This is a genomic window from Thermodesulfobacteriota bacterium (assembly GCA_026415035.1).
In the GTDB taxonomy this organism is placed as follows: domain Bacteria; phylum Desulfobacterota; class BSN033; order BSN033; family UBA1163; genus RBG-16-49-23.
Genome location: JAOAHX010000016.1, coordinates 53669 through 73290, shown reverse-complemented (window position 1 = coordinate 73290; position 19622 = coordinate 53669). Strand labels below are relative to the sequence as shown.

The following is a 19622-nucleotide window of genomic DNA, read 5'->3' as shown; positions in this document are numbered from 1 at the left end:
AATGGCAATGGCAAGAGCTATGCGAAAGGGGTGGTCAGTAAAGGGCCCCATGTTGTCAAGAAGAAGCCGGCCTCGGTGCCCAAGGCTGTTTTGAAGGAGCCCAAGCCCGAAGAGGTCATCCCCCTGGAAGAAGGAAACTTCAAGGAGTTTTGAAGAGGAGAAGAAGATGACTGTCAAGGCGAAGCTCTCTCTGAACGTAGTCATCGTGCTCGTTGCCCTTACCATCATCGTCCTGACAGCGCTCACGGGGGCCCGCCAGACCCGTCAAAGAATCCTTGAGCTGACCGAGCGGACCTCTCCCTACCAGCTCAAGGCCCTCTCCTATCAGAGGGAGCTTCAGGCTCACGTGGCCAACCTGATCCATTTGTCGAACTCCAAAACGGTGGAGGAATGGCAGAAATCCCTCTCTACGGTTCAGGGTTCTTTGAGTCAGGTGGAGAAGGCCGCAGAGGAGCTTGCAAGACTTAAGGGGGAAGGATCGAAAGGGGATAAAACCATTTCTGAGATCACCAAAGCGGTTTCTGACAATACCGAACGAAAAATCAGGGCCCAAGATGCCGCTCAGAAGGCGGTCAAGCCCATGAACGAGAAACTTCTGCAGGGCATTTACCAGATTGACGTCCTGATGGAGGATTTGAAGGAGAAGAGCTCGATGGTGATGAAAACGGGGACGGATGATCTGGTCGTCGCCAACTGGAAATTCAATCACCTCCTCGGGGTGAGGGAGAGGATGAGAGATCTGACCTTCCTCATCCCAAAACTGCCCCTCACGGCCGACAAACGGTCCGTCTCGGACTGGAAGGAGAACGTGAGCGAAAAGATCAAGGAGATGCGGCATTCCCTGAAAGAACTTCGGGATTCGTTCAAAGGGGCAGAGGAGATGATGCAGCGGTTGGCCCTCCTGAACGAAAAGATGGTGATGAATGGAGGTCTCGTCGCCCTCCAGTTAAGATTTCTTTCCGAAGGGGGTGAGAAGCAGAAGGAGGCCCTCTCCAGCGGGATCAAAGAGGTTACAAACGAGATCAACAACCTCCTCCAAGCCATCGAGAAGGAATTTCAAGAGGCCCATCAGTCCTTGAAGATGAACACCGGGGAGATGAGCCGGCAGATGGGGAGCTTCAAAAATACGAACCAGATCCTCTCGCTCGCCTCGACGCTTTCCCAGGTGAATAACGACTTCTCATCCTTGGTCCAGAGATCGTCCCAGGCCAGGGACCTCAAAGCCTTGGATGAGGATGTCGCCCGGCTGGGAAACCTTTTTAAACGGGCCAACGAGATTTGTGACCAGCTCAAGGACCTCCTCGTCAAAGAGGGATTTGGAGGGGCGATCCAGACGATTTTCTTCTATTCGAACCACTTGAAGACCGTTTACGAATCTTTTACAGGAAAAGGAGGGGTGGCGGAGAGGGTTCGAACGGCCATTCAGAGCGGAATCGAGCTTGAGAAATTAAATGACCAGATGCAGGCCATCGTGTCCAAGCATCTGGAGTTGAGCAATCAGGAAGTTTCGAAAGCGGGGACGAATCAGGAACAGGTCGTCATCTCTCTGAATCAAAATGCCCAAAGGATGGTCTGGATGGTCCTGTGGATCGGAGGCGCAGTAGGCGTCATCACGCTCCTCATGGGGATTCTGATCAGCCGGTCGGTGACCCGGCCCATCCGAAACGCCGTGGAGACCCTCACCGAGGCATCCGAGCAGTTGACCTCCGCCTCAACCCAGATCTCCTCCGCCAGCCAATCCCTGGCCGAGGGCGCTTCCGAGCAGGCAGCGGGCATCGAAGAGACCTCCTCCTCCATCGAAGAGATGGCCTCCATGACTCGGCAAAACGCGGAAAACGCTCGACAGGCCAACCTCCTCTCGTCTAAGGGGATCGAGTTGATGAAGGAGGCCCGAGGATCGATGAAGGCCCTGGTGGAGTCGATCGAGAAGATCTCCAAGTCGAGCGAGGAGACGGGCAAGATCGTGAAAGCGATCGACGAGATCGCTTTTCAAACGAACTTGTTGGCCTTAAATGCCGCCGTGGAGGCGGCCCGGGCAGGGGAGGCCGGCGCAGGATTTGGGGTGGTGGCCGACGAGGTGAGAAACCTAGCCATGCGGGCCGCCGAGGCAGCGCGCACAACCTCTACCCTCATCATGGAGACGATTAAGAGGGTCAGAGAAGGGGCAGAATTGGTCCATCGAACCGACGAGGCGTACCGAGAGGTTGCCCTGGCCTTGAAAAACATCGTGGACTTGATCGGAGAGATTGCCTCCGCCAGCCAGGAACAGGCCCAGGGGGTGGAACAGATCAGCAAGGCCTTGGTCGAGCTGGACAAGGTGGTGCAGAGGAATGCGGCCAATGCCGAGGAGTCTGCCTCCGCCGCAGAGGAGATGAACGCTCAGGCCGAGAATATGAGAGAGGTGGTGAAAGGCCTGGCCTCCTTGGTGGGCGGGAGGAATGGTCCCTCTGGCCATGAGATCTCCGAAGAAGGTTCCGAGGAGAGGATCCTACAAGGGGATCCAAAGAAGGTGGAGCTGAAGGGCAACGGGAGAAGAACGGCCAAACCGACCCGCGTTCCTTTCCAGGAGGTCTCTTTCGTCCCTCAAAGGGTGACCCAAAGGGAGGACCTCGAGAGGCGACCGTTTGAGAGTGGCTCATAGCGCAACCTATGGACACCGACCATTTCAGGATCCTCATCGTCGACGATGAAAGGCCGATCCAGGAGCTCCTCCTCAATTTCCTTTCCTCCACAGGACATGAGTGTGAAACGGCCGACAACGGGAGGGAGGCCCTGGTGAGGCTCGGCCAACGGCGATTCGATGCCGTGGTCACGGACGTGGTGATGCCAGAGATGAACGGGATTGAGCTCACCCAGGAGATCTCTAAGAGATTTCCCGATCTTCCGGTGATGGTGATGACCGGTTTCAGCGATGAATACTCGGCCCAGAAGGCGATTGCCGCAGGGGCGAGGGAGTTTATCAAAAAACCCTTCACCCTTTCAGAGTTTTCGATTCGTCTGAACAAGATGATCCGAGACCAGGAGATCCTCCGCAGGATCGAGGTGAAGAAGTCCGAGATCGAGGAGATCAGCCGTCAAATGATTTCGGGCCTCCAGGCCGAATCGAGGGAACGGATCGATGCCCTCCAGAGAGAGATCGAGGAGTTGAGGAAGAAATTGGGATGAGGAGGGGGGCCTTTTCCATTTTTCATGAATGGGAGGCGGACCCATCGGATGGGGGGACGGATGGATCAAGCCCCGGAAGAGATCCAAGGCGAACGTTTGGTCGAGATGTTAGAGGAATGGATCGGGGCGAAGAGGCTTTGCCGGATGGCCATCCCCGAGACGGACCATGCCTGGATCACCCTGATCCTGGGCATCGAGACGAGGCAGGTTCCGCCTTGTTTGTTGGTCGATCAGGTGAGGGGGGGTGAGAAGATCATCCTCCATCATAGGGAGAGAGGTCTAAGGTTCGAGTTCCTCGAAAAGGATGGGGTCTTGTGCTGGTTTCATTCCCGATACCTCCAGAGCAGGGATCGCAGCTTTCTGGCGGAGTTTCCTTCTTCCATTTTCCGGAGGCAGAGGAGACGATTTGTCCGGATCAATGCCCGGTCGGGGACGGAGATCCTCTTTCAGAAGTCAAACGGCAATATGATCTGTGCCCATGTGAAGGATTACGGCTTAGGCGGGGTCTCTTTTTTAACTCCTCCCCTTTTCAACATGAAACTGGAGGAACCCGTCTGTGAGATCGAATTGAGAGTGCCTGACGAGAAAGGTTGGAGACGCTTTCATATCCCCCAGGCAAAGGTCAAACGGCTGGAGAGGGTGGAAGGGGGAGGCGGGCTCTGTATCCTCGAATTTATCGACATCCCGGAACCTGAAAAGGAACACCTTTGGCATTTCATCTTCAAGGAGCAGCGCTCACAGCTCCGGAAGACGGGCAAGATCTGACCTCAATTTTGTGTCAAATATTTGACCTCCTTTTCGATCCAATTCCGATTCGCTGACACCTCCGCTTTTTGGTCGTTCACCTCCCTTAAAAATTCCCTATTGAAAACGAAAAGATAAAAAAACTTAGGAAACGGCATTGATATTGCTGAAGCTTAATCTGTAAAACATCGAATCCGAGGAGTCGTGCCTATGAAGATCGAAGGAAAATGCCCGTTTTATCGGATCACGGATCCCTCCCAGTTGAGCTTTGGAACCGGTATTGGGTTCTGCGATTTGGGGGTCGTCTGGGCGATCTGCGAGGGGGACGTGAGGTTCTGTGAAGAACCGGAGCGATTCGTCGAGAACTTTTTCTGTGAGTGGAAGAAGAGAAAGGGCAAGGGGAGATTCCTGTCCCTCCCGTTGAATGTGCACCCCTCCCCAGCGCCATAATTTGCGATCGCCTTCTCAATACCTTCCCTAAAGCCCTCCCGATCACTCAAGTCCCCCTCCCTCTTTGTCGATATAAGAAATAAGAAAAAAGTAGAGCAACGGATAGGATCGAGCCCGATTAGGAGAAGCCTGGGATATGGATTCGGAAGAGGTTTTAAGCGTCAAAGAGGTTTCTCGGTACTTAAAGATACCCGTTTCAACCGTTTATAAACTGGCCCAGGACGGAAGGGTGCCTGCGGTTAAATTGGGAAAACACTGGAGATTTTTAAAAAAGGACATCGATCACCTCTTCGAGAACAAGCAGACGGTCCGATCGGATTGAATCTGAAGAAAGGAAGGAGGACATGAAAGCGGAACTGATCAACCCATTTCTTGAAGCGACCATCTCCGTTTTGAAGACCATGGCCGGGATCCAGCCCACCCCCGGTAAACCTTACATCAAGAAGGGGACGACGGCCACCGGGGATATCTCTGGGATCGTGGGGATCACCGGAGAGACCCAGGGGTCCATCTGCATCACCTTCAGCCGGGAATGTATCCTCCTCATCCTCAGTCAGATGTTGGGCGAGAACGTCTATGAGATCAACGACCAGGTGAAGGATGCGGTGGGGGAGTTGACGAACATGATCTCAGGGGATTCCAGGCGGCGCCTGGAGGAGTTGGGACATCACTTTCAAGGAGCCATCCCTTCGGTCATCTCCGGCCCGGGCCATGAAATCCGTCACGTCACCAAGGGGCCGATCCTGTCCATTCCCTTCAAAACCCACGGGGGACCCTTTACGGTCGAGGTCTGCTTCAAGTAATTGAGCCATCGATGCCATGGAGTCTCCAAGCCATGTTGAACCTTTCTCCCTATCGACCCCTCGAGCTGAGCGACAGGGAGTTCGAATTGCTCAGCCGTCTCATCTACACCCAGTGCGGCATCCACCTCACCGCCGCAAAGAAGGAGCTGGTCAAGGCTCGACTCGGAAAACGGATCCGAAACGGGCCCTTCAGGACCTTCCAGGAGTATTACCAGTTCGTTCTGAACGATGAGACCGGGGAGGAGTTGACCCGGCTCCTCGACTCGATCACGACGAATTTTACCTTCTTTTTCAGGGAAAAAGGCCATTTTGACTATCTCAGAGAGGTGATCTTGCCCGAGTGGGTTTCCCAGAAAAAGGGGCGCGGGAGAAAAATCCGGATCTGGAGCGCGGCCTGTTCCTCCGGGGAAGAACCTTATTCCATCGCAATGACCTTGCTCGAAGGGATCGAAAACCCACCGGCCTGGGAGATCTCGGTGTTGGGGACCGACCTTTCGACCCGGGCGCTCAAGACGGCCGAGGCCGGGATTTTCCCCAAGGAACGGCTCCAACCCGTCCCGCCCCCCCTGATCAAGAAGTATTTTTTGAAAGGCGAGGATCAGTGGAAGGATTTTGTGAAGGTGAAGGAGGAGGTCCGGAGGTTGGTTCAATTCAAGAGGCTCAATCTGATGGAACCTTTTCAATTTGCCGAGCCCTTCGATTGTATCTTCTGCCGCAATGTGATGATCTATTTTGACAAAAAGATCCAGGCCGAATTGGTCAACCGGCTTTATGAGTGCCTGGAGAGGGGGGGATTTTTGCTCATCGGCCATTCGGAAAGCCTGACGGGGATCGTCCATCCCTTTCGTTACATCCGACCGGCCATTTACCGAAAGATGGAATGACGGAATAACCGCCATGGGTTCATCCGCTTTATGAAACTGATCGTCGGTATCGCCGATATGAAGGTTTCAAACGACGAGAAGGCCACGATCATCACCTACTCGTTAGGGTCCTGTATCGGGGTGAGCATCTATGACCCCGTGGTCAAGGTGGGAGGCCTTCTCCATTTCATGCTGCCGGACTCCTCGATCGACCCCCAAAAGGCCCAGATCAACCCCTACATGTTTGCCGATTCGGGGATCCCCCTCTTTTTCAAAGCCGCTTATCGATTGGGGGCCGAAAAAAGGAGGATGGTCGTCAAGGTCGTGGGGGGCGCCCAGATCTTGGACGATTCGAATTTTTTCAATATCGGGAAGAGAAACTATATGTCCCTGCGTAAGATCTTCTGGAGCAACAATGTGTTGATCAACGCCGAAGACGTGGGGGGGACCGTCAACCGGACCCTTTCCCTCGAACTGGCCAGCGGAAGGGTCTGGGTGAAGACCTCCGGAGACGGAGTCAAAGAGTTATGAGCGAGGTCGATCAGGTTCTCCAGTCGATTGAGCGATTGCCCCCGTTTCCGGCGGTGGTTTTCAGGGCCCTCCAGCTCTTAGAGGATCCTCGGACTTCGGCCCAGGATCTGGTCGATGTCCTCCACCTCGACCCTGCGATCACGGCCAATGTCCTCAGGCTCTGCAACTCCGCCTATTTCGGTCTCAAAAAGAAGGTCCATTCCTTGAAAGAGGCCATCATCCTCGTCGGATTCCAACCTTTGTTGGAAATCATCCTCAGCCAGCAGAGCATCGGGTTGTTAAAAAAGCCCTGCCAAGGATATGACCTGGGACAGGTCGACCTTTGGAAACATTCCGTGGCCTGCGCCCTCCTGACCCGAATCATTTCAAAAAGGTTGGACTGGCAGATGACCTATGTCCCCTTCACCGCGGCGTTGCTTCACGACATCGGAAAGATGATCTTGGGTCAGTTCTTTCAAGGCCATTTCATGGAGATTAAACGTTTAGTCCACGAGGAGGGTTTTTCGTTCACGGAGGCGGAGCGGGAGGTCCTCGGGATCGATCATGCCGAACTGGGGGGGAAGGTGGCCGAATATTGGAAATTTCCCGGGATCATGATCTCCGCCATCCGCTTTCATCACACCCCTGCCCAGTCTTTCGGGGATTCCGAGATGGTCGAGTTGATCCGCCTCTGCGATATGATCGCCTTGATGACAGGGATCGGGGTGGGCGCCGATGGTCTCGCCTATCGGGGGGACGATGGCCTCTTGAGACGGCATCATCTGAGGAGCAGGGAGGTCGAGTCTTTCATCGTGCAGTTGGAGGAGCAGTTCCGATTGGTCAATGAGACGTTGAATGTCAATTGAGGGGAGGGATAAGGACGATGAGTTTCAACGTGTTGATCGTAGACGATTCCCAGACCATGAGGAAGGTCATTCGGAAGACCCTATCCCTTTCCGGATTTGAGGTGGGAGAATGCTGGGAGGCAGGGAATGGGAAGGAGGCTCTGGATATGCTCCGGAGATGCTGGGTGGACCTGATCCTGACCGATCTCAACATGCCGGAGATGAACGGGCTGGAGATGTTGCGAGAGCTGGGGAAGGACGAGATGTATCGGAAGATCCCGGTCGTCCTCATCACGACCGAAGGAAGCGAAGCCCGGATCGGGGAGGCCTATTCCCTTGGGATTAAAGGCTATATCCAAAAACCTTTTTACCCCGAGACCGTTCGGGACGTCCTGTCCCGGGTGATGGAGGAGGCCCATGAGGGATGAATTTCCGAATCAGGCGGTGAAGGTGGCCCAGCAGGTCTTCGAGACCATGTTCTTCGCCACGGTGGAGGTGGATGAGGCCGGGGAGGAGAAGCGAGACCCCGATGGCCGGCCTTCGTTTTCTTGGATCGGGGCGGAGATCGGATTTGAGGGGAGATTGAGCGGGCAGATGGCCTTCTTCGTCCCCGCGGAACTGGCCCGCACGATGGTGGCCAACTTTTTGGGCCTCGAGGAGGAGGCCCCAACGCCCTCCCAGGCCTTGGACGTCGTGGGTGAGCTCTGTAACATGGTCTGTGGGAATCTCTTTTCAAAGCTGGATCGGAAGGGGGTCTGGGTCTTGACCCCTCCCAAGGCCTGGGAATGTTCAGAACCGACCTTGCCCAGGGACAAGGGAGATGCCGGGATATCCCTGCCCCTGCTTGTGGAGGGTTACCCGGTCAAACTCGAAATCCGATTCGCCCCATAAATTGGCACGGGAGGAGATGGAAGTGACGGATCCAGGGAAGATTAAAGTGCTCATCGTCGATGACTCCGCCATCGTTCGGAAGATTTTCACCGAGGACCTCTCGAAAGAACCCGATCTGGAGATCGTTGGAACGGCCCCCGATCCTTTCGTCGCCAGAGATAAGATCGTGCGGTTGAAGCCCGATGTCGTGCTTCTCGATGTCGAGATGCCCAAGATGGACGGCCTCACCTTCCTGAAAAAGTTAATGCACTACTATCCGCTGCCGGTCATCATCGTCAGCTCCCTTACCCCGAAGGGGAGCCAGTTGGCCCTCGAGGCGATGGAGTGCGGTGCGGTCGAAGTGCTATCGAAGCCAGGGGGTCCCTATTCCGTTGGGGACATGAGCCTTCAATTGAAAGAGAAGATTCGGGCTGCGGTGAAGGTGAGGCTCGATCGGTTTCGGGGAAACAGCCAAGATCCCTCTCCCCTTCCGGCGCCGAAAATCTTGACGGAGACGACCCAGAAGCTGATCGCCATCGGAGCTTCCACCGGAGGGACAGAGGCGCTGAAGGAGATCCTCACACGGCTACCCCTGAATATCCCCGGCATCCTCATCGTCCAGCATATGCCTGCCCAGTTTACGAAGGCCTTTGCGGAAAGGCTGAATGGCCTCTGCGAGATCGAGGTGAGGGAGGCGAGGGATGGCGATTCCGTCCTGAACGGACAGGCCCTCATCGCTCCGGGCAACTTCCACATGGTCCTCAGGAGAAGCGGTGCGAGGTATTATGTGACCATTAAAGACGGCCCGATGGTCCATCACCAGAGGCCGGCGGTGGACGTCCTGTTCAATTCGGTGGCCCAGTATGCCGGAGGCAATGCCATCGGTGTCCTCCTGACGGGCATGGGCGCGGACGGGGCCCAGGGGATGCTGAAGATGAAGGAGGCAGGGGCCCGAACGATCGCACAGGACGAAGAGAGCTGCGTCGTCTTCGGGATGCCCAAGGAGGCCATCAAATTGAATGCCGTCGATCGGGTCGTGCCCCTGGCCAGGATCCCCGAGGAGATCGTCCAGATGGTGAATCTGAACTGAGGGTGGGGGATGGGCCATCCCTTTTTAGGGAGGGGCCGGAGGGAGCGATCCCCGGACGTTAAACGCATCGGAGGAGCGAAGGTGATCAAATATATTCTCATCGGCGGGATCATGATGGTTTTGGTCGTAGGGGGCGGGTTGGGCCTTGCCCTCTACTTAGGTTATCTCTCCCCACCCACCCAATCCAACGCCCGGCCTGCGGAGGCCTCTCCTTCCAAGACGACAGAAATGGGCGAGATCGTGAAGCTCAGTCCCCTCATCATCAATCTAAACGAAGAGAACGGGAGACATTATCTCAAGACAAGGATCCTTCTGGAATTGGAAGACAAGAAGTGGGTCGAGCCGGTTCAGGCGAGGATGTCCATTTTTACCGATACCGTCATCCTGAGCGTCAGCGAAAAGAAGCTGGACGACTTAAGGAAGGGCGATTTCAAGGAACGATTGAAAGAGGAGCTTCTCCAAAAGTTCAATGGCCACCTCGGTCAGAAGGGGATCCGGAGGATCTATTTCGATGAATTCCTCTTCCAGTGATCGGGAGCCTATGACCATGATGAGGAAGAAGCTGCCGGTCGAGAGGGAAATTTCTGCCCAAAGGGCCTGTTTCTATATTGGATGGAGGGAAGTCTTCTTTTGGGATTCGATGGGTTAAAGACCTCCTGTTAGGCATTAAATTTGCAGTAATTGAAACCAAAGAACCCATGAGGAGGTTCCCATGAAAGTCAAGACCATAGACCCAAGCCTCACCCCCGGGGGTTCCCATCGACCCCATCGACGAGAACAGGTCCAAGGCCTCGATTTTGCGCAAATGCTTATCCACGCCAAGGAGAGGTTGAATGGTGCAGGGCCAATCAACCCAGCGGATCCCCTCTCCCTTCGATCAAAGAGTCTTCAAAGCATCGAAGAGACATTGACCACGATCGAGCTTTATCAGGAGGGCCTCTCCTCCCCTGAAACCCCTTTAAGGGGGATCGAGCCAATCGTGCAATCCATGGCCAGAGGCGTGGAGGAGCTGGATGGGCTTTCAAGACAACTTCCTTTGGACGACCCTTTGCGTAAGATTATGATCGAAACGGCCATCCTCTCCGCAGTGGAAATTGAGAAGTTCCGTCGGGGAGATTATCTTTGATCTTCCCCAAAAGGATGGGTGTCAATCCCCTGCTTACTATTCCCCAGCCACACCGTAAACTCTCTCGGCCTTTCCCCTCTCCCCGAAAAGTCAAAAATTTGACAACTTCAAGCCTTTTGTAGTAGCATTCCTTAGAGTTCTCAGGAGGAGTTCCCTATGGCAAACGAGAAGATCCTCCTTATTGACGATTCTTCAGAGATCCTCGAGACCCTTTCGGAATTTTTGATCCAAGAAGGATACGACCTGACCACCACCTCGGACGGGACCACAGGTATCTCCCTCATCGAAAAGAACTTCTACGACCTCATCCTCACCGATCTGAAGATGCCTGGGGCCGATGGCATGGAGGTCCTGAGATATGTCAGGGAACACTCTCCCGAATCGATCTGCATCCTTCTGACGGGATACGGCACGATCCGGAATGCCGTGGAGGCGATCAAGAGCGGGGCCTTTGACTACCTCACCAAACCGATCAAGTTGGACGAGATCGCCATTACGTTGAAAAGGGCTCTGGAATACAGGGATTTGAAGCGCGAGAATACCAACCTCCGAAATCAATTGAAGAGGAAGTACCAATTCAAAAATATCATCGGCGAAAGCCCGGCCATGCAGAAAGTTTTTGAAACCGTGGAGAAGGTGGCCGATACGGATAGCACCGTCCTCATCCTCGGAGAGAGTGGCACGGGGAAAGAGCTGATCGCCCGGGCGCTCCATTACCACAGCTATCGCAAGGATGGTCCGTTTGTGCCGGTCAACTGCGCTGCGATCCCGAGCGAACTCTTAGAGAGCGAACTCTTCGGCCACGAGAAGGGGGCCTTTACCAATGCCATCCGCGCTCGGGTCGGCCGGTTTGAGCTGGCCAATGGGGGGACCCTTTTCTTGGATGAGATCGGCGACATGAATCCCAACCTTCAGAGCAAACTCCTGAGGGTCCTTCAGGAGAGGCAGTTTGAACGGATCGGGGGCGTCAAACCGATCAAAGTGGATATCCGGATCATCTCGGCGACCCATCAAGATCTGAGGGCGGCCGTCGCAAAGAAGAGGTTCCGGGAGGACCTCTATTACCGTCTCAATGTCATCCCCATCCAAATTCCTCCCCTTCGGGAACGGCGTTCCGATATCCCCCTCCTCGTTCACCACTTCATTCACCATTTCAGCCGGAGCAAGAAGAAGAGGGTGACGGGGATCACCCCCGAAGCCATGCGGCGGTTGATGGAATACGACTGGCCGGGCAATGTCCGAGAACTTGAAAATATGATCGAACGGATGGTGATCCTCGCCAACAGCGAAGTCCTTGGAGAATCCGATCTCCCCGAGAGGGTCCTCCCCACCCCTTCCCAGGACTCAACCCGGTCGTTTGAGATCCCGGAGGAGGGGATTTCGCTCGAGAACGCCCTGAACGAGTTCGAAAGGCAGTTGATCCTGCAGGCCCTAAATAAGAGCGGATGGGTCAAAAACAAGGCCGCCCAACTTCTCCACGTCAACCGGACCACCCTCATCGAAAAGATCAAGCGGCAGAACCTCCAGCGTCCCACCTCATAAGGAGACCCCTTTCCTTCTGACTTTTACCTTTGGCCCCCCAACACGCCTCCTTTTCGATTCCCTGAGAGGAAAGGCGGGAGGCCTGGGTCAAAAGAATGACATCCTTAGAGGTTTTTGACATTTTTTCAAGGCCCGCCCCCTCGGGATCGATCACTAATATCTTGTTTTTATGGGGTTTTATGGAGGACCCTGATGGCACAATATTTGCTCAAATTATTTTCCAAACCGAGATGCTGGCAAAATGATGGGAAAGAGTCGTCTGCTCGTCGTTGAAGATGATCCCGAGATGAAGGGGGTGCTCTCCTTTAGTCTTTCCCACAACGGGTTTACGGTCGTCACGGCCGGAAGCGTCAAAGAAGGCCTCTCCCTCATGGAGCACCAAACCTTCGATCTCGTCCTCGCGGACCTAAGATTTCCAGGGGAGGATGGCCTGAACCTGCTCGACTCGGTAAGACGCCGAGCCCTCCAACCCCCCGTCATCATCCTGACCCACCACGGATCGATTCAGAATGCTGTCGAGACGATGAGAAGGGGGGCGTTCGACTACCTCCTCAAACCAATTCCCTTGAACCTTCTCGAAGAGAGGATCAGGGCGGCCCTGGATCGCACCCAGCCTCCGACGGAAGGCCCAGGGATTGGGCCCGCAGATGGGGAGACGGCCATTTTGACACGGGATCCAAGGATGAAAGAGCTTGTCGCCCTTTGCGATCGGATCGCCATGAGCGATGCGCCGGTGTTCATCGAGGGGGAGAGCGGGACGGGCAAAGAGCTCTTCGCGCGATATATCCACCGGAAAAGCTTAAGACACCAGGGACCTTTCGTCGCGGTCAACTGTGCCTCCCTGCCGGAGACGCTCTTTGAAAGCGAGCTCTTCGGTCACGAGAAGGGGGCCTTTACGGGCGCCCTGAGTCGAAAGATCGGAAAGTTTGAGCTGGCCCATCAAGGGACGCTCCTCCTGGACGAGGTGACCGAGATGAGCCCGTTTCTTCAGGCCAAACTCCTGAGGGTCATTCAGGAGAAGGAGGTGGATCGCCTCGGAGGCCGCCAGCCCATCCCGATCGACGTCAGGCTGATCGCGACGACGAACCGCCAGATCGAACCTCTGATCGAAAAAGGGGATTTCCGAGAGGACCTCTATTTTCGGTTAAACGTGATCACCCTTCGCCTCCCGCCGTTGAGAGACCGCAGAGAGGATATCGAATTGTTGGCCTCGCACTTCCTGAAGGTCTTTTCAGCCCGCTACGGAAGGCCTGACCTTTGTTTCTCCAAAGAGGTCCAGGAGTGGCTGGGAAAGCAGACCTGGCGGGGGAATGTGAGGGAACTGAAAAACGTGATCGAACGAGCCGTGTTGACCGGGATCGGCCCAGTCCTTCAGTTGAAGGATGTGATTCAAGAAAATCGGGGACTCCCCAGAAAGGTCGGACCCCAAGAGGATCGTCCTTTATCTTTGAAAGAGATGGAGAGGCATCTCATCTTAAAGGCCCTCGATCAGACGAACGGGAATCGGACCCAGGCCGCCAAGATCCTGGGGATCAGCATTCGGACCTTGAGAAACAAATTGAATGAATATCGGGAGGGGGCCTCGGTCCCAGGGGCCACCTCTCCATGACCGGCCGTCCTCCGAGGCAGTGGGGGATCGGCCATCGGAGAGGAGAAAGAGAATGGATCGGTTTCAGATCAAGAGAGAGCTCTTTGACCACACCATCGGACTGCTCCAGAAGTCCTTGAACCTGAGATCCCTGCGCCACCGGATCCTTTCTGACAATATCGCCAACGCCGACAACCCCGAACACCTCCGGAGGGAGATTCCGTTCCGAGAGATACTGCTCGAGGCGATGGAGACCCGGCCGAGCCTTGCCCTTCGGAGGACTCACCCCGAGCACCTTCCTGGCGGGCTCGAAGAGGTTTTCCCCGTCCATCTCTCTTCTGGCATATTTCAGATGGATCAGGAGATGGCCAAATTGGCTGAAAACAACCTCCTTTTTCAAGCAGGGGTCCAGGCCCTCTTGAAGAAGTTCGAGGGCCTTAAACACGTCATCAGCGAAGGAGGTCGATAGATCCCGATGAACCTCTTGAAATCGATGGGCATCAGTTCGGAGGGGCTTCACGCCCAGCGAACGGTCATGGAGGCGATCTCCCTGAACCTGGCCAACCTCCAGACGACCCGGGCGGAAGGGGGTGAACCTTATCGTCGAAAAAGGGTGATCTTTACCGGGGCGAGGGCTCCCCTCTTTGGAGAGATCTTCTCGAGTCGTTTCCGGAAGGTGGGTCACCTTTACCGGACCCACCCGCACCATTTCGAGCGGCTCGAGTTCAGAGGAGATCTCCTTGCGGGAGGAGGGACTCTCGAGGTCCAAACCTTTGATGACCTCCGCCCCTTCCAAGTGGTCTACGATCCCTCCCATCCCGATGCCAATCCGGAAGGGTTCGTCTTGTTGCCGAATGTCAACGTCGTGGAAGAGATGGTCCATATGTTGAAGGCCATCAGAAGTTACGAGGCCAATATTACGGCCTTCAATGCGGCCAAGACCATGGCCTTGAAGGCCTTGGAGATCGGCCGTTGAGGCCGGCCATCCAGAGGAGGGACGATGAAGGTCGATGAAATCCTGGACCTTGGGTATGGGTTTCGACCGGTTTCGGTTGGTGAGCGGACCGATCCCTTCACCGATTTCAAAAAGGTTTTGAGCCGGTCGATCGAGGAGCTGAACCGGCTTTCAGAGGAGGCCAATCAGAAGATCGAGGAGATGGTCCTGGGCGAGGCGGATATTCATGAAGCCATGATCGCCATGGAGAAGGCAGGCATCTCGCTGAGGTTGATGCTCCAAGTTCGTAACAAGATGATCGCCGCTTATGAGGAGATCATGAGGATGCAATTTTAGCGATCCCCATCAACCTTCAAGGAGGGCTGCGAACGGCTCGACCTTCTTCGGACTTTGTTGCTTGGGGGTAAAGAAGGGATATGGCAGATTCCAGGACCGAGACGACTTTTTCCTTCCTGAACCTGCTGCCGAAAGGGCGGAGGTGGATCCTTCTCCTCGTTCTCCTCCTCTCTCTCGTCCTCTTCGGCTCTCTGATCTTCTGGAACACCCAACCCGATTATCAAGTCCTCTTTTCGGGGCTCTCCACGGAGGACGCTGCGGAGATGACCGCCAAATTGAAAGAAAAGAGGATTCCCTTCCGCCTGGCCCATCACGGAACGACCTTGCTCGTTCCCTCGGATCAGGTTTATGACCTTCGCCTCTCCCTGGCCGCCGAGGGGTTGCCCAAAGGGGGTGGGGTGGGGTTCGAGGTCTTCGACCGAAGCCCTATCGGGGCGACCGATTTTGTTCAAAAGCTGAATTACCAGAGGGCCCTCCAGGGAGAGTTGAGCCGGACGATCAAGCAGATTAAAGAGGTCGATCAGGTTCGCGTCCACATCGCCACTCCCCGAGAATCCCTCTTCACGGAGGAGCAGAAAAAGCCGACCGCCTCGGTCTTCATCAAGACGAAGGCGGGGATGGCCCTCAACCCCTCCCAGGTCGAAGGCATTGTCCACTTGGTGGCTTGTGCGGTGGAAGGCCTCGAGCCTACCAATATCTCGGTCATCGATACCTCGGGAAGGGTCCTCTCCCGGAAGGCGGTGAGCCATCCCATCGGTCAGCTCACCTCCACGCAACTCGAATACCAACATAGCTTGGAGGAGAGCCTCCGGAAGAAGGTCCAGAGCATGTTGGAGGAGGTCCTCGGACCGGGCAAGGCGATTGCGAGGATCTCGACCGAGATCGATTTTCAACAGGTGGTGGTCTCCGAGGAGAAATACGACCCGAACGCCATCCTGAGAAGCGAGCAGCGAAACGTCGAAAAGCCCTCGGCCTTGCCCAAGGCCACCGAGCCTTCGAAACCCGAGGCCGGAGGGGACGCCAAGGGAGCGGCCGCCGGGGCTTCCTCCTGGTCGGCCTCTTTGATGGAGCGTCAGAACGAGATCCGAAACTACGAGATATCGAAGGTCAATAGGCAGATCAAAAGCCCTATGGGCGGAATCAAGAGGGTTTCGGCCGCCGTGGTTGTCGACGGGATCTATAAAGAAGAGGTCGATGCCAAAGGGGTCAAGGAGCGGAAATATACCCCCCGTTCTCCGGAGGAGATGAAACACCTCGAGAGCATCGTCAAAAGGGCGATCGGTTATGACGAGGGGAGGGGGGATCAGGTCGAGGTGATCAACCTCCCCTTCTACTGGTCGGCTCCGGAGGAGGATTCGAAGGGCGAAGAGAAGGGGGGGATCCAGTCCTACCTTCCCCTCCTTTACAAACCTGGCATCAGCCTGATCCTCGTCCTCCTGTTCCTTCTCTTCGTGGTCCGTCCACTCCTCAAAAGAGGAACAGGGATGGCCCCAGCCCAGCCCGTGGCGCTGCTGCAGGGAGGGGGGCCGGCGACGGTGTCTCCTGAGACCTCTTCCGAGGCCGTCCTGGTGGCTTCTCGGTCGCCGAGGGAGCAGGCCCTTCAACTGGTTCAGAAAGACCCGGCGAAGGCGGTCGGCGTCATTCGGACATGGCTCCGAGAGAAGGAGTGAGGTCGCCTATGGCCACAGAACGTCTCTCAGGACCCCAGAAGGCCGCTATCTTTCTCTACAGTTTGGGAGAGGAGGTGGCCTCGACCATCGTGAGGCAGCTTGAGCCGGAGGAGATTAAAAAGATCGGGGACCACCTCTCGAAGCTCTCCTCTGTTTCTCCGAAGGTCATCGAGTCCATCCTCGCGGAGTTTCAGGAGGCCTCCGCCTCCCCCGTTCCCATCGCCCTCGGGCAGGAAGGGGGAAGCCAGTTCCTCCGTTCCATCGTCTCGAAGGCGATGACCGGGGAGAAAGCCCAAAGCCTTTTGGAAGAGCTCCAGGGGAAAGAGAAGTTGAATTTTTTCGAGAAGGTTCGGCAACTTCATCCCAAAATGGTCTCCACCTTTTTGAGGAATGAGCATCCCCAGACGATCGCCATCATCCTGACCCATCTCGATTCGGATCAGAGCTCGGCCATCCTCAAAGAGCTTCCCTCGAGAGTCCAAGCCGAGGTGGTCAGCCGGATTGCCGAGCTGGAGGATATCCCTCCAGAGGTCGTGGAAGAGATTGACCAGGTCCTCCAACAGGAGATCGCTTCTATCAAGAGTTACGAAGGCCAGAAGCGAGGGGGCCTCCGCCTGGCCGCCGAGATCCTGAACCAGATGGACAGCGCCACGGAAGAGACGATTTTGAAGGAGATCGAGGAGAAGAAACAGAACCTGGCCGAGGAGATCCGAAAACTGATGTTCGTCTTCGAGGACCTCCTGCAGGTGGACGATCGGGGGATCATGGCCATCCTCAAGGAGATCAACAATGAGACGTTGACGATGGCGATGAAGACCGCTTCGGAAGAGTTGAAGGAGAAGATCTTCAAAAATATGTCGGAGCGGGCCGCCCAGATGTTGAAGGAGGACCTGGAGGTGATGGGGCCTGCCCGGCTCAAAGATGTGGAAGCGGCTCAGCAGGCCATCCTGAAGGTGGCCAAAAAGCTCGAGAGCGAAGGGAAGATCGTTCTGTCGAGCAAAGGGAAGGAGGATGTCTTTGTCTGAAAAATTCGTCCCGGGCCTCGTCGGCGAGAAGGCAACCCCTCCAAAGGCCCTTAAAATGGCCTGGCCTGATCTCTCTCCTGCGCCCTCGCAGGCCTTCTACCCAGGCTATAGAGAACTGGAGAGCAGGGTGATGAAGGATTTAGAAGAGAAGGTCCTTCACATCGAAAAAGAGGCTTACGAAAGGGGATTTGAGCAAGGGGAGCGGGATGGGAGGGAACTGGGGTTGAGAAGACTTGAGACCGTGATCCACCAGCTCGGGAAGGTGTTGGCGGAGGTGGAGAGGCAGAAGCAGGAGGTCTTCAAGAGCTGCGAGAAAGAGTTGATGAGATGGATGATCGAGATCGGGAGAAGGCTTTTTCGGAGGGCCGTCCTCCTCCACGAGTCAATGATCCTGGAGGTTTTGAAGGAGGCCTTCCAATATGTGAAGGACCGGAGCGAAATCCTTCTCTACCTCAACCCCATCGATTATCAATATCTCTCGACCCATCCCGAGGCACGACCTTATCTCTCCGATAACGGGGTTGGCCTTCGAATCGTCCCGGATCCCGATGTCACGCGCGGGGGGTGTCTTTTGGAGACCGATTTCGGGACGATCGACGCCACCTTCGAAACCCAATTTGAGGAACTGATTTCTTCGCTCCTCCCACCGCGAGAATCCTCTTCAGGGGAGAATCGACCTTGAGGACTGAGGGCTTAACGGGCTTCTTCAGGGGGGCGCCCGAGGACCATGCCCAGAGACCGGTGAGGATGGTCCGGTGCTACGGGAGGGTGATCCAGGTGGTCGGCCTCGTGATCGAGGGAATCGGCCCCCCTCTGGCCGTGGGAGAAGTCTGCCATATTGAGCGGACCGAAGGGTTGGGGCCCATCGTCGCCGAGGTGGTCGGATTCCGGGAGAAGCGAATGCTCTTCATGCCCCTCGGAGAGACCCGGGGGGTCCAACCAGGGGCCAGAATCCTCCCTCTGGACCGTCCGGCTCAGGTGAAGGTCGGGATGGGGTTGTTGGGCCGCATTCTCGACGGTCTGGGAGAGACCATCGACCAGAGGGGGCCTTTCGTATCCGAACAGGTGTACCCGATCTATGGCTCACCCCCGCCCCCGCTTCTACGACGGAGGATCACCGCTCCGATGGACGTGGGGATCAAAGCCATCAACGGGCTGGTCACCCTCGGAAAAGGACAGCGGATGGCCATCTTCTCGGGATCGGGCGTAGGGAAGAGCACGCTGTTAGGAATGATCGCGCGCCATAGCGCAGCCGATGTCAACGTCGTCGGCCTGATCGGGGAACGGGGCAGGGAGGTGAGGGAATTTATCGAAAGGGACCTCGGGGAGGAGGGATTGAGACGGTCGGTCGTGGTCGTTGCGACCTCCGATCAACCTCCCCTCATCCGCATGCGTGGGGCTTACCTGGCCACGGCGGTGGCCGAATTTTTCAGGGACCAGGGGAAGGACGTCCTCCTGATGATCGACTCCTTGACCCGTTTTGCCATGGCCGCCCGGGAAGTCGGCCTGGCCGTAGGAGAACCCCCTGCTTCGAAGGGATACACGCCGAGCGTCTTCGCCCAGCTCCCCCAGTTACTCGAACGGGCGGGCACCCGGGAGGGAGAGGGGAGCATCACGGGCCTTTACAATGTCCTGGCCGAAGGGGATGACATTCAGGATCCGATCGTGGATGCGGTCCGTTCCATCGTCGATGGCCACCTCGTCCTCAGCCGAGACCTGGCCAACCAACATCATTACCCCGCGATCGACGTCCTCGGGAGCATCAGCCGGGTGATGAACGATATCGTAGGAAAAGATCACCTGGAGGCCCGGGCCAGGATGGTGAGGTTGATGGCGACCTATAAAAAGGCAGAAGATCTGATCCAAATCGGCGCCTATGTCTCGGGGAACAACCCTCAGATCGACGAGGCCATCAAGAAGATGCCCGCCATCCTCCACTACCTTCAACAGGACATCGATGAAAAGGTCGATCTCGAACAGTCGGTGCGACTCCTGAAGGCGGCCTGCGCCTGAGAAAGACCCTCTTCGGAGCGATAAAGG

23 protein-coding genes are annotated in these 19622 nt (G+C 56.0%); all 23 read left to right on the top strand.

Features of this window, described 5'->3' with window-relative positions:
* Positions 1 to 166 precede the first annotated feature (166 nt).
* The 23 genes from N3G78_10325 (at position 167) to N3G78_10215 (ending at position 19595) form a co-directional block, all read left to right on the top strand.
* The gene (locus tag N3G78_10325) at positions 167 to 2641 is read left to right on the top strand and encodes a methyl-accepting chemotaxis protein (protein ID MCX8118316.1); all 2475 of its coding nucleotides are present in this window, start codon (positions 167 to 169) and stop codon (positions 2639 to 2641) included.
* An 8-nt stretch (positions 2642 to 2649) separates the two neighbouring features.
* A complete protein-coding gene (locus tag N3G78_10320) occupies positions 2650 to 3165 on the top strand; it encodes a response regulator (GenBank protein MCX8118315.1) in 516 nt (171 codons plus the stop codon).
* Positions 3166 to 3225: 60 nt separating this feature from the next.
* Positions 3226 to 3930 carry a PilZ domain-containing protein gene (locus N3G78_10315; GenBank protein MCX8118314.1) on the top strand — a complete coding sequence of 235 codons (705 nt, stop codon included), beginning with the start codon at positions 3226 to 3228 and terminating at the stop codon, positions 3928 to 3930.
* A gap of 189 nt (positions 3931 to 4119) precedes the next feature.
* Positions 4120 to 4359, top strand: coding sequence for a hypothetical protein (locus N3G78_10310; protein ID MCX8118313.1), 240 nt, complete (start codon positions 4120 to 4122; stop codon positions 4357 to 4359).
* A gap of 136 nt (positions 4360 to 4495) precedes the next feature.
* On the top strand, positions 4496 to 4681 hold the full coding sequence (locus N3G78_10305; protein MCX8118312.1) for a helix-turn-helix domain-containing protein: 186 nt from the start codon (positions 4496 to 4498) through the stop codon (positions 4679 to 4681).
* Between the two features lie 22 nt (positions 4682 to 4703).
* A complete protein-coding gene (locus tag N3G78_10300; protein ID MCX8118311.1) occupies positions 4704 to 5162 on the top strand; it encodes a chemotaxis protein CheX in 459 nt (152 codons plus the stop codon).
* An 11-nt stretch (positions 5163 to 5173) separates the two neighbouring features.
* Positions 5174 to 6046 carry a protein-glutamate O-methyltransferase CheR gene (locus N3G78_10295; GenBank protein MCX8118310.1) on the top strand — a complete coding sequence of 291 codons (873 nt, stop codon included), beginning with the start codon at positions 5174 to 5176 and terminating at the stop codon, positions 6044 to 6046.
* Positions 6047 to 6076: 30 nt separating this feature from the next.
* The gene (locus N3G78_10290) at positions 6077 to 6556 is read left to right on the top strand and encodes a chemotaxis protein CheD (GenBank protein MCX8118309.1); all 480 of its coding nucleotides are present in this window, start codon (positions 6077 to 6079) and stop codon (positions 6554 to 6556) included.
* Positions 6553 to 7401, top strand: a complete 849-nt coding sequence (locus N3G78_10285) for an HDOD domain-containing protein (GenBank protein MCX8118308.1) — start codon at positions 6553 to 6555, stop codon at positions 7399 to 7401. Before N3G78_10290 ends, N3G78_10285 begins: the two co-directional genes overlap by 4 nt.
* A gap of 17 nt (positions 7402 to 7418) precedes the next feature.
* Positions 7419 to 7808, top strand: coding sequence for a response regulator (locus N3G78_10280; GenBank protein ID MCX8118307.1), 390 nt, complete (start codon positions 7419 to 7421; stop codon positions 7806 to 7808).
* Positions 7798 to 8271: a chemotaxis protein CheX gene (locus N3G78_10275; protein MCX8118306.1), complete on the top strand. Its 474-nt coding sequence runs from the start codon at positions 7798 to 7800 to the stop codon at positions 8269 to 8271. The genes N3G78_10280 and N3G78_10275 overlap by 11 nt, the downstream gene beginning before the upstream one ends.
* A 16-nt stretch (positions 8272 to 8287) precedes the next feature.
* Positions 8288 to 9340 (top strand): chemotaxis response regulator protein-glutamate methylesterase, encoded by a 1053-nt coding sequence (locus N3G78_10270; GenBank protein ID MCX8118305.1) that lies wholly within the window; start codon positions 8288 to 8290, stop codon positions 9338 to 9340.
* Positions 9341 to 9349: 9 nt separating this feature from the next.
* Positions 9350 to 9871, top strand: a complete 522-nt coding sequence (locus tag N3G78_10265) for a flagellar basal body-associated FliL family protein (GenBank protein ID MCX8118304.1) — start codon at positions 9350 to 9352, stop codon at positions 9869 to 9871.
* A gap of 181 nt (positions 9872 to 10052) precedes the next feature.
* Complete coding sequence (locus N3G78_10260) at positions 10053 to 10466, top strand: hypothetical protein (GenBank protein MCX8118303.1); 414 nt, start codon at positions 10053 to 10055, stop codon at positions 10464 to 10466.
* Positions 10467 to 10622: 156 nt separating this feature from the next.
* Entirely contained in the window at positions 10623 to 12008 is a 1386-nt protein-coding gene (locus tag N3G78_10255; GenBank protein ID MCX8118302.1) for a sigma-54 dependent transcriptional regulator, read from the top strand.
* 244 nt (positions 12009 to 12252) lie between these two features.
* The gene (locus N3G78_10250; GenBank protein MCX8118301.1) at positions 12253 to 13617 is read left to right on the top strand and encodes a sigma-54 dependent transcriptional regulator; all 1365 of its coding nucleotides are present in this window, start codon (positions 12253 to 12255) and stop codon (positions 13615 to 13617) included.
* A 52-nt stretch (positions 13618 to 13669) separates the two neighbouring features.
* Positions 13670 to 14065, top strand: coding sequence for a flagellar basal body rod protein FlgB (gene flgB / locus N3G78_10245; GenBank protein ID MCX8118300.1), 396 nt, complete (start codon positions 13670 to 13672; stop codon positions 14063 to 14065).
* A gap of 6 nt (positions 14066 to 14071) precedes the next feature.
* On the top strand, positions 14072 to 14572 hold the full coding sequence (gene flgC, locus N3G78_10240) for a flagellar basal body rod protein FlgC (GenBank protein ID MCX8118299.1): 501 nt from the start codon (positions 14072 to 14074) through the stop codon (positions 14570 to 14572).
* 24 nt (positions 14573 to 14596) lie between these two features.
* Positions 14597 to 14887, top strand: coding sequence for a flagellar hook-basal body complex protein FliE (fliE, locus tag N3G78_10235; GenBank protein ID MCX8118298.1), 291 nt, complete (start codon positions 14597 to 14599; stop codon positions 14885 to 14887).
* Positions 14888 to 14967: 80 nt separating this feature from the next.
* Positions 14968 to 16557 carry a flagellar basal-body MS-ring/collar protein FliF gene (fliF, locus tag N3G78_10230; protein ID MCX8118297.1) on the top strand — a complete coding sequence of 530 codons (1590 nt, stop codon included), beginning with the start codon at positions 14968 to 14970 and terminating at the stop codon, positions 16555 to 16557.
* An 8-nt stretch (positions 16558 to 16565) separates the two neighbouring features.
* Positions 16566 to 17582: a flagellar motor switch protein FliG gene (gene fliG, locus N3G78_10225; GenBank protein MCX8118296.1), complete on the top strand. Its 1017-nt coding sequence runs from the start codon at positions 16566 to 16568 to the stop codon at positions 17580 to 17582.
* A complete protein-coding gene (locus tag N3G78_10220; GenBank protein ID MCX8118295.1) occupies positions 17575 to 18264 on the top strand; it encodes a FliH/SctL family protein in 690 nt (229 codons plus the stop codon). Before fliG ends, N3G78_10220 begins: the two co-directional genes overlap by 8 nt.
* 65 nt (positions 18265 to 18329) lie before the next feature.
* Positions 18330 to 19595 (top strand): FliI/YscN family ATPase, encoded by a 1266-nt coding sequence (locus N3G78_10215; GenBank protein MCX8118294.1) that lies wholly within the window; start codon positions 18330 to 18332, stop codon positions 19593 to 19595.
* The last annotated feature ends 27 nt before the right edge of the window (positions 19596 to 19622 follow it).

Bases quoted from the DNA above. Each gene is read 5' to 3' on its own strand.
- N3G78_10255 (MCX8118302.1), top strand. From the start codon at position 10,623: ATGGCAAACGAGAAGATCCTCCTTATTGACGATTCTTCAGAGATCCTC.
- N3G78_10270 (MCX8118305.1), top strand. From the start codon at position 8,288: ATGGAAGTGACGGATCCAGGGAAGATTAAAGTGCTCATCGTCGATGAC.
- N3G78_10215 (MCX8118294.1), top strand. From the start codon at position 18,330: ATGGTCCGGTGCTACGGGAGGGTGATCCAGGTGGTCGGCCTCGTGATC.
- N3G78_10325 (MCX8118316.1), top strand. From the start codon at position 167: ATGACTGTCAAGGCGAAGCTCTCTCTGAACGTAGTCATCGTGCTCGTT.
- N3G78_10295 (MCX8118310.1), top strand. From the start codon at position 5,174: ATGCCATGGAGTCTCCAAGCCATGTTGAACCTTTCTCCCTATCGACCC.
- flgB (MCX8118300.1), top strand. From the start codon at position 13,670: ATGGATCGGTTTCAGATCAAGAGAGAGCTCTTTGACCACACCATCGGA.
- N3G78_10305 (MCX8118312.1), top strand. From the start codon at position 4,496: ATGGATTCGGAAGAGGTTTTAAGCGTCAAAGAGGTTTCTCGGTACTTA.
- N3G78_10250 (MCX8118301.1), top strand. From the start codon at position 12,253: ATGGGAAAGAGTCGTCTGCTCGTCGTTGAAGATGATCCCGAGATGAAG.
- N3G78_10300 (MCX8118311.1), top strand. From the start codon at position 4,704: ATGAAAGCGGAACTGATCAACCCATTTCTTGAAGCGACCATCTCCGTT.
- N3G78_10265 (MCX8118304.1), top strand. From the start codon at position 9,350: ATGGGCCATCCCTTTTTAGGGAGGGGCCGGAGGGAGCGATCCCCGGAC.
- fliF (MCX8118297.1), top strand. From the start codon at position 14,968: ATGGCAGATTCCAGGACCGAGACGACTTTTTCCTTCCTGAACCTGCTG.
- fliE (MCX8118298.1), top strand. From the start codon at position 14,597: ATGAAGGTCGATGAAATCCTGGACCTTGGGTATGGGTTTCGACCGGTT.
- N3G78_10285 (MCX8118308.1), top strand. From the start codon at position 6,553: ATGAGCGAGGTCGATCAGGTTCTCCAGTCGATTGAGCGATTGCCCCCG.
- N3G78_10275 (MCX8118306.1), top strand. From the start codon at position 7,798: ATGAGGGATGAATTTCCGAATCAGGCGGTGAAGGTGGCCCAGCAGGTC.
- N3G78_10315 (MCX8118314.1), top strand. From the start codon at position 3,226: ATGGATCAAGCCCCGGAAGAGATCCAAGGCGAACGTTTGGTCGAGATG.
- N3G78_10310 (MCX8118313.1), top strand. From the start codon at position 4,120: ATGAAGATCGAAGGAAAATGCCCGTTTTATCGGATCACGGATCCCTCC.
- fliG (MCX8118296.1), top strand. From the start codon at position 16,566: ATGGCCACAGAACGTCTCTCAGGACCCCAGAAGGCCGCTATCTTTCTC.
- flgC (MCX8118299.1), top strand. From the start codon at position 14,072: ATGAACCTCTTGAAATCGATGGGCATCAGTTCGGAGGGGCTTCACGCC.
- N3G78_10290 (MCX8118309.1), top strand. From the start codon at position 6,077: ATGAAACTGATCGTCGGTATCGCCGATATGAAGGTTTCAAACGACGAG.
- N3G78_10260 (MCX8118303.1), top strand. From the start codon at position 10,053: ATGAAAGTCAAGACCATAGACCCAAGCCTCACCCCCGGGGGTTCCCAT.
- N3G78_10280 (MCX8118307.1), top strand. From the start codon at position 7,419: ATGAGTTTCAACGTGTTGATCGTAGACGATTCCCAGACCATGAGGAAG.
- N3G78_10320 (MCX8118315.1), top strand. From the start codon at position 2,650: ATGGACACCGACCATTTCAGGATCCTCATCGTCGACGATGAAAGGCCG.